Source organism: Amycolatopsis sp. NPDC004378 (genome assembly GCF_053602455.1).
The window spans coordinates 36,779-45,186 of sequence record NZ_JBSGDR010000041.1 but is presented as its reverse complement, the minus strand read 5'-3'; the positions used below and the strand labels follow the sequence as shown (position 1 = coordinate 45,186).

6 protein-coding genes and 3 pseudogenes are annotated in these 8,408 nt (G+C 68.6%); 4 read left to right on the top strand and 5 right to left on the bottom strand.

The genetic code is table 11. The features are described 5' to 3' along the window. Window positions 1-325: 325 nt before the first annotated feature. Together ACWEN0_RS48385 and ACWEN0_RS48380 are read right to left on the bottom strand one after the other, a co-directional pair. The gene (locus tag ACWEN0_RS48385; protein ID WP_451988503.1) at window positions 326-1,180 is read right to left on the bottom strand and encodes an SAM-dependent methyltransferase; all 855 of its coding nucleotides are present in this window, start codon (window positions 1,178-1,180) and stop codon (window positions 326-328) included. A gap of 272 nt (window positions 1,181-1,452) precedes the next feature. Then, on the bottom strand, window positions 1,453-1,680 hold the full coding sequence (locus ACWEN0_RS48380; protein WP_451988502.1) for a hypothetical protein: 228 nt from the start codon (window positions 1,678-1,680) through the stop codon (window positions 1,453-1,455). 465 nt (window positions 1,681-2,145) lie between these two features. Between ACWEN0_RS48380 and ACWEN0_RS48375 the strand changes: the two are divergent. The 3 genes and pseudogenes from ACWEN0_RS48375 to ACWEN0_RS48365 all read left to right on the top strand — a co-directional run. Continuing rightward, window positions 2,146-2,646: pseudogene (locus ACWEN0_RS48375) on the top strand (SAM-dependent methyltransferase); the annotation flags it as partial. A 29-nt stretch (window positions 2,647-2,675) separates the two neighbouring features. Continuing rightward, on the top strand, window positions 2,676-3,179 hold the full coding sequence (locus tag ACWEN0_RS48370; protein ID WP_451988501.1) for an SAM-dependent methyltransferase: 504 nt from the start codon (window positions 2,676-2,678) through the stop codon (window positions 3,177-3,179). 121 nt (window positions 3,180-3,300) lie between these two features. Next, window positions 3,301-4,152: an SAM-dependent methyltransferase gene (locus ACWEN0_RS48365; RefSeq protein WP_451988500.1), complete on the top strand. Its 852-nt coding sequence runs from the start codon at window positions 3,301-3,303 to the stop codon at window positions 4,150-4,152. Between the two features lie 184 nt (window positions 4,153-4,336). On the opposite strand, the pseudogene ACWEN0_RS48360 reads toward ACWEN0_RS48365, so the two are convergent. Continuing rightward, a pseudogene (locus tag ACWEN0_RS48360) lies at window positions 4,337-5,491 on the bottom strand (epoxide hydrolase family protein). Window positions 5,492-5,554: 63 nt separating this feature from the next. Between ACWEN0_RS48360 and ACWEN0_RS48355 the strand changes: the two are divergent. Then, window positions 5,555-6,505, top strand: a complete 951-nt coding sequence (locus ACWEN0_RS48355) for a helix-turn-helix transcriptional regulator (RefSeq protein ID WP_451988499.1) — start codon at window positions 5,555-5,557, stop codon at window positions 6,503-6,505. 315 nt (window positions 6,506-6,820) lie between these two features. On the opposite strand, the pseudogene ACWEN0_RS48350 reads toward ACWEN0_RS48355, so the two are convergent. Next, a pseudogene (locus ACWEN0_RS48350) lies at window positions 6,821-7,760 on the bottom strand (anti-sigma factor RsbA family regulatory protein). After that, a complete protein-coding gene (locus tag ACWEN0_RS48345) occupies window positions 7,757-8,077 on the bottom strand; it encodes an STAS domain-containing protein (protein ID WP_451988498.1) in 321 nt (106 codons plus the stop codon). The pseudogene ACWEN0_RS48350 and the gene ACWEN0_RS48345 overlap by 4 nt, the downstream one beginning before the upstream one ends. Window positions 8,078-8,408: the final 331 nt, after the last annotated feature.

Below are 8,408 nucleotides of genomic sequence, written 5' to 3'. Positions count from 1 at the left end.
ACTCGCTACGACAAGTTGGCCATCGTCTACCGATCAGCGGTCGTCCTCCATGCAGTGATCACCTGGACAAGGCATTGTCAGACACGACCTAGTGCACGCACGTGACCCGGGACCAGGTTGACCGGACCGCCGAGCAGGAAGCGCTGGCCTTGGCGCCTGCACCGTCGAACGGCAGACTACCCGCGGCGTGCCATCAGAATGCCCCTGGCTGCTCACTTACTGCGCTCGAGCGCGTTTCCCCGCGCAGTTACTGAGCTCAAGGACGGCCGCAGTTGGTACTGCCCTCTGACGCCTTGCGTGGAGCTTATGGATACAAAGGCCGTGCTCAGGGAGCAGGTTTTGCCGCGACGCCGCCCCACCCGTATGAGCTCGCGCTGAGTTCGTCCGGCCAGGGTTCGTGGTCGGGTCGCCAGTGGGGTAGGCGGGTGATGCCGGGCTCGAGGAGGTGCCAGTCGCCGAACCAGGGTGTGAATTCGGCGCGGTCGCGTAGCCACATGGGGTTGCTGGTTTTCTGGTAGGTGGCGATCATGTCGCGGACGCCGGCGGTCTCCTTGTTCTCGGGGGCGTCGTCGATGCTGGCGTGGGAGATGGCCAGCCAGCTGCCGGGTGCGGCGTGTGATCGGTAGGTCTCGACGATCGTGCCGGGGTGGTCGTGGGGGCCGATGAAGTGCATGACGGCGATCAGCAGGACGCAGACGGGTTCGTCGAAGTCGATCAGGGCGTGGGTGGTGTCGTCGTCGAAGATGGCGTCCGGGTCGCGCAGGTCGTGTTGGACGATGCCGGCCCAGTCGGTGGCCTCGTCTTTCTCCAGGATCAGCGTGGAGTGGGCGGCGGCGACTGGTTCGTAGTCGACGTAGACGACGGTCGCGTCATGGTCGGGGGCTCGGTTGCGGATGATCTCGTGGACGTTGCCGACGGTGGGAACTCCGGAGCCGAGGTCGAGGAACTGGCGGATGCCGGCGTCCAGTGCGGCTTCGACGACGCGGTTCATGAAGGCTCGGTTTTGCCGCGCCATGGCGGGCATGCCGGGCCAGTGTTGCACTGCTTTTTTGCCGAATTCCCGGTCCACGGCCCAGTTGTGGTCGCCGCCGAGGTACCAGTCGTAGATGCGGGCGGCGGAGGGTTTGGTGGTGTCGACACCGGCCGGCGCCACGGGCGCGGTGTCATCGTCAGGGACCATGCGTGGAGGGTATAGCCGCCTCCTGCGCCTGACCAGTATCGGACCCGCGTAGGACGGGGCAGAGAGGAGATCGGCACCAGCCCGGCTCTCCTACGGCGAGGTGCACCTTCTCGACTGGGCCACCCGGCCGGAGTCCTCGGCCGTCGCCGCGCACCCGGCTCCCTTCGCCGATCGGCAACCTGCCGCGGCGTCCGTGGGAGTCTGCTCGTGTTGTGCCGCATGCCGTGACCGTTGTCAGAGGCAACGTTGGCAATGTCCTGCTCCGCATGGCATCACGTGAGCCGGTCACGGCATGCCGCGGCGCCCCGGAGCTGGTGGCGGGTCACCGCCCGGCGCCGTGGCTCGGCGTCGCAGGCGATGCCGAGCTCGGCGAACCGAGGGCCACCCGTGTCGGTGACAGTCAGCACGCGATCACCAGGGTGGCGCTGCACCCACTGTCGCTCGAGCAACGCCGTCAGCAGCGTCGCCCCCAGCCGGCCCGGCCACGTGCACCGAACCATCGGTCCAGTCTGCACAGCCACGCACCTCCTACGCCGAACCGTAGCGCCGCGACAGCTGGGACACCTCGAGCGCCGCGAGCAACGAATCATTCAGTGTGTGCACACGATCCCGCTCTCGCCGCATCCAGCGGCGACACGACACCCGCCCCGACCCACCGACCCGCGACCGCGAGAGCGAGACTTCCGGCCAGATGACTCCGGCAGACCCGCGCGACCTGAGAACGACTCTTCGCGCCGGCCTCCTGGGGAACCCGCCCGGGCGACGCCGGTGACATCGCGGCCATCAGGGCCTCGATCGCTGCCGCGACCTCGCGAGACCTCAGCTCGTGCAATCTCCGTCGGCCCGTCTCGCTGACCGTGACCAACCCGGCCGTCACCAGACGTCCGAGGTGCGCGGCCGCAGCCGGAGCCGACAGATTCGCCGCGGCCGCCAGATCGCGCACTGTGTGCACGTGGCCGTCCATCATGCGCAACACCATGGCCGACCGGGCCCGTGCCGCGATGGCACGCCCCGCGGCCGCAAAATCGACCTCCGCGGCCCCCAGCAGGAGAGAATACGCCGAGCCGGCCCGTAGCCGCACACGATCGACCCGGCCGATCGGTCGATCGAGGCGGCGCCGTGAGGTCAGCGGCTCACCCAAGGTTGTTCTAATCTCGGTGCAACGATGGGCTGCGGGTGGATCGGTTTGTGAGGTGCGGGTGTCGCTGGCGGAGGCGCGGATCCCCGAAGGCGTCGACGTCCGGTTGCCCAGCGCCGCCCGGGTCTATGACTGGCTGCTCGGCGGCACCCACAACTTCGACGCCGATCGCGCGGTCGGCGAAAAAGTCATCGCGGTCCTGCCCTCGGGCCGGCAGGTCGCCGCGTCCAACCGGGCGTTTCTGCGCCGCGCGGTCCTGTACATGATCACCCAGGGCGTCACCCAGTTCCTCGACCTCGGCTCCGGCATCCCCACTGTCGGCAACGTGCACGAAGTGGCCCAGAACGCCGATCCCGGATGCCGGGTGGTGTACGTGGACTACGACGAGGTCCGGTCGCCCACAGCCGCGTCATCCTCGAGGGCAACCCGAACGCCACCGTTGTCGCGGCCGACCTGTGCCGGCCCCACGCGGTACTGGGCACACCGGCCGTGCAGACCATGCTGGACTTCACCCGGCCGATCGGGCTGCTGCTGGTCGCGGTGTTCCACTTCGTCCCCGACCACCTGCGGCCACCCGAAATCGTCGCCGACTACCGCGCGGCCCTGCCGCCGGGAAGCCTGGTCGCGCTTTCACATCTGACCGCCGATCACGCGCCGCGGGAAATGGCGGCCGTGACCGCGGCGATGAAGCACAGCCGGGACCCGATGTATTTCCGCCCCTACAATGAAGTCGTCGCGCTCTTCGACGGCCTCGAGATCGTCGAACCCGGCGTCTTGAGCGCACCACTCTGGCGCCCGGAGCCGGGCATCCGCGACATCGCACCGGATGACGTCTACGCCGGTGTCGGCCGGCAACCGTAGCACCCCAAATTCCCGGGCCGCCCTCGACCGCGGACGGAGGTGCATCCCTCGGTTTACGGCGCGCAGCCAGGTCACTACGCTAGAGTGACCAATCGTGTGACGACCGTGTGCGAGGGTGGAGATGACGCAGTCGGAGTTCCTGGCACCGAGTTCGGTTCCGGTCGGCGTGGACCCGACCCGCGCCAGCATCGCCCGGGTCTACGACGCCGCACTCGGCGGCAAGGACAACTACGAGATCGACCGCGAGGTGCTGCGGCAGGTCGCAACGAGGGCCCCCGAGGTCGCCGACCTGGCCTGGTCCAATCGCAATTTCCTGACTCGCGCGGTGCGGTTCCTGGCCCAGCAGGCGAAGATCAAGCAGTTCCTCGACTGCGGCTCCGGCCTGCCCACCGCGGAGAACACCCACCAGATCGCGCAACGGGTCGATTCGGACACCCAGGTGGTGTATGTCGACAACGACCCGGTGGTCATCGCGCACGGCCGCGCGATCCTCGAAGAAAACCCGCACACCCACTTCGTGTCCGCGGACATCTTCCAGCCCGCCGACGTCCTGAACAACGAGGTAGTCCGCCAGCACTTCGACTTCACCCGGCCCCTGGCGCTGCTGCAGGTCGGGACACTGCACCACTACGTCGCCGACAACGGCGCCGAGCTCATGCGCGATTACATCGCCGCGCTGCCCAGCGGGTCCTTCGTCGTCATTGCGCACTTCTTCGACCCGGAAACCGATGAGCTGAGCGGCCTGGCCCGCAAGATGGAAGAACTGTTCATCCACAGCCCGATGGGGTCCGGGAAGTTCCGCACCGAACGGCAGCTGCTGGAGTTCGTGGATGGTCTGGAGATCATGCCACCCGGGCCGGGCAAGGAGCCGAAGCTCGAGCTGTGCGACTACTGGTGGCCTGACGGACCGAAACTCACCCCGCTCAACCAGGTCGAACGCTGCATCGCCGGCATCGTCGCCCGCAAACCGTAGCCAGGGCAGGTGCGCGCGGGGACGGCGTCCCCGGCGCCACGCCGCCTAACGCCGCGTATCGGCAAACTCGTCGTCGCGGATGGTGGCCGGATGGCCGGCCGGGTCATCACGCCGATCTTGGTCGTTCGCCGGGCCTGAGCACCCTTGCGGCGCCGACCTGATCGAGGTCGGCGCCACGGGCGGTTCAGCGCAGCTTGCTGAAGAACTCTCGGACGTCGCCGACGAGCAGATCGGGGGCTTCCATGGCTGCGAAGTGACCGCCGCGGTCGAATTCGGACCAGTGCACGAGGTTGTGTTCGAGCTCGATGGTGTGCCGGATCGACACGTCCATGGGGAACACCGCGACCCCGGTCGGGACCGGGGACCGCTCACTCGCGCCCCAGGCTCCGGCGTGCGCGGTCTCGTAATAGCTGTTGGCTGAGGACCCGGCGGTTCCGGTCAGCCAGTACAGCATCACGTTGGTGAGCAACAGGTCCCGATCCACCGCGTCCTCGGGGAGTTCGGCGGCCGGATCGGTCCACTCCTTGAACTTCCCCACGATCCACGCCAACTGCCCGACGGGGGAGTCGTGCAGCCCGTGCGCCAGGGTCTGCGGCCGGGTGATCTGGATCATCGCGTAGCCGGACTGCTCGGTCTTCATATAAGCGAGGTGCCCGAGCCGTGTCCGCTCGGCCTCGGTCAGTTCGCCCACGTCCGCCGGGTCGACCTCGGTGAACGCGGAGAGCCCGTTCGCGTGCACGCCGACGACCCTGCCAGGGTTGAGCCGGCCCAGCCCGGGTGAGATGACTGCGCCGGTGTCGCCGCCCTGCGCGCCCTAGCGGTCGTAGCCGAGCCGATGCATCAGCTCGGCGAATGCCCTGGTCACCCGGCTGGTGCCCAGCCGGCCTCGGCGGTCGGGCCGGAGAAACCGGTGCCCGGTATCGACGGAATCACCAGGTGGAACGCGTCTGCCGAGTCGCCGCCGTGTGTGACGGGGTCGGTCAGGGGGCCGATGATGTTCAGGAATTCCACGATCGTGCCGGGCCAGTCGTGGGTCAGGATCAGCGGTAGCGCGTCCGGCTCGGGTGAGCGCACGTGCAGGAAATGGATGTTCTGCCCGTCGATCTCGGTGGTGAACTGCGGGTAGGAGTTCAGCTCCCGCTCGTGGGCGCGCCAGTCGTAGCCATCGCGCCAGTACTCCGCCAACCCCTGGAGGTAGCTCGCTGGCACTCCGCGGCTCCAGCCGGCATCGGGCAGGTCCGCGGCCCACCGGGTCCTGGCGAGCCGGTCGGTCAGGTCGTCCAGATCGGCCCTGGGGGATGTCGATGGTGAAAGGCCGGATCTCGCTCGTGTTCTCCATGCCGAGAACTCTAGGAGCCAGTTAGGTCAGATGTGGTCCTAAGCGGGTGGCAGACTTTCGGCCATGTGGGAGACCTCGGCGCGGCTGCTGCGACTGCTCTCGCTCCTGCAAACCCGGCGCGACTGGTCCGGAACCGAACTGGCCGAACGGCTGGAGATCACCCCGCGCACTGTGCGCCGCGATATCGACCGGCTGCGCGGCCTGGGCTATCCCGTGCTGGCGACCGCGGGCACGGCGGGCTACCGGCTGGGTGCCGGCGCGGACCTGCCGCCGCTGCTGCTCGACGACGACGAAGCCGTCGCGGTCGCGATGGGCCTGCGCACCGCCGCCGGCGGCTCGATCACCGGCATCGAGGAGACCTCCGTGCGAGCCCTGGCCAAGCTCGAACAGGTACTGCCGTCCCGGCTGCGCCACCGGATCAACGCCCTGCAGTCGATGACGGTGCCCATGGCCAACACCGGCCCCACCGTCAGCCCGGACACCCTGACCGCCATCGCCGCGGCCTGCCGCGACTCGCTGCGCCTGCGCTTCGACTACCGCACCCACGACGGAACCAGCAGCGCCCGCACGACCGAGCCGCACCGGCTGGTGCACACCGGCCGGCGCTGGTACCTCATCGGCTGGGACGTCGACCGCCAGGACTGGCGCACCTACCGCGTGGACAGGCTGGACCCGTGCACTCCCACCGGCCCCCGGTTCACCCCACGCACCCCACCGGACCCCGATGTCAGCGGCTGCACCTCCCGGGCGATCTCCACCTCGGCCTACCGCTACCAAGCCCGCTTCACCCTGCACGTCAGCGCCGAGACCGCGGGGGAGCGGATCACTCCGACCACCGGCGCGCTGGAACCGATCGACGAGCACAGTTGCACCTTGCGAGCCGGATCCAACTCACTGGACGAGCTCGCCAGCTACGTGGCAGGCAAAGGATTCGACGTCCACGTCCACGAACCCCCAGAGCTTGTCGAGCACATCAAGACACTTGCCGTCCGGCTCGCCGGTAGCACGGACTGATACCGCGCTTGGGCCGGGCGGCAGGAGCAAGCCAGGCGGTTCCGGCCGCTGCTGGACACGACGTCCAGCGTCCTCTTCTGTTCATGAGCGGCACCTCGCGGCGAGTCGTGGGCAGCTGATCGGACTGTGCTGCCGCACGGTCTGCGCGAACCCGGTGAGCCGCGATATGGCGGCGGTCGGAGAAGTGGTGGCTGAACCCCGCCGTTGTCGGGGCTGGGTGCTCGGGCGCGGTCGACGCAGGAGACCTGCGCACAGACGGTTTTGCCGGCTGCCGCACGATCTGCTCGCCTGTCGTGGGCACCCGGCACGTGGTGGTCACAGCTGGAAGTAGGCGCGGGTGGTCGTGCCTGCGGTGCCGGTGTGGACGCGGACCAGGTCGGACATGTCGTTGACCAGTTGCAGGCCGCAACTGCGGTGCTGGTCCGGGGTGGTCGGGCGCCGTCCGGCCAGTGGGTCGGTGAGGGTGCCGTGGTCGTCGACCTGGCAGATGAGATATCCGTCGGCGGTCCAGATCCGTAGCCCGGCGGTGCCGCCGCCGTGTTCGATGCTGTTGCTGACGAGTTCGGTGACGACCATGTCCACGTCGCCGGTCTGGTCGTCGGGCAAGCCTGCGTGATGGGCGCGGGTACGGGCGAAGGCTCGGGCCTGGGGGAGGTCGGCGGCGTCGACGGTGAGCGCGGTGGCGGCGGGTGGCTCGGGCAGAGGCTGGTCGTGGTTGTCGATAATCTTGTCGGGTTCATAGGCGGTGCTGGTTCGCTGGCCGGCGTGCTCGATGAGCAGCGGGTGGGTGGCTTCGGCGTCGGCCAGGACGGCCGAGGGGAGGTGCTGGGTGTCGTAGGGGCAGAGGATGGTGACGTTCCGGCCGGTGAAGGCCGGGTTGATCAGGGCTTCGTGCTGGGCGCAGGCGGGGGTGCTCGTGGTGGCTCCGGTCCGGCCAGATCGATTCGCCGATGATGCGGACGTGGTGGCCGGGATGGGTGTCGGCGAAGGCGCGCAGCACACCGGGGATGATCCGGCCGGGGTTGCGTCCGGCGAGGCCCATGTCCACGAGTCGGACGCGGTCGGCGTCGGCGCCGAGTTCGGTGCTCAGCAGGGTGAGGTTGGGTTCGGGGACCGCGGCGGCGACGGGCTCGTCGGTGGCGAGTCCGGAGCGGATGAACGGGATGGTGCCTGCGAGGTAGGCATCGGTATCCCGGTAGAAGAGGGCGGGATGGGTGAACGGCTCGGAACCAAGTGATGCGGTGGTAGTGCTCATGGTGCTTCCCGTTCTCCGATCACGAACTTCGCCGACTCGGCCGGGCCCAGCAGCGTCAGCATCCTGCGCAGGACCGTTGGCGGGCGGGTGAGCGTCAGAGGTGCACTGCCGGGCTGGCGATGGGCTGCGGCGATCAGCATGGCGGCGCCGCGGGCGTCGATGAACGACAGCTGAGACAGCTCCAGCCGGGTGGGGGCTTTACTCGCGGTCGCCGAATCCAGGCCGCGCCGCCAGACGTCGTGGGTACTCCGGTCGATCTCGCCGATCACCCGCAGCCCACCTGCTGGGGCGCCGGCACGCTCGACAACCTCGGTCACCCCTCCGTCGCCTGCGGACAACCACGAGCAAGCTCGCGCGGTGTGGCGGAAGACGCGGAAGCTTTGCCGGGAACAAGGCCGCGACGCAGGCGCTCAACGCATCCAACGACAGCTCGATGAGCTCGACAGTTCTACCGACAGCCGCTAAACGGGGCGAGACAACCGGCCATGCCGTCCTGAATTCCACGGGCAAGCCTCCGAGCCTCCGGGCGCGTCGGCCAACTCGGATTGTCGAGAGATGGCATTGCGGACAGCGTTGCGGTAGTGCAGCTGGGCAGTCGTTAGTGCCGAAAAGGGGCTGACCTGGCCCTCAGATGTGGGTCGGGAAGTC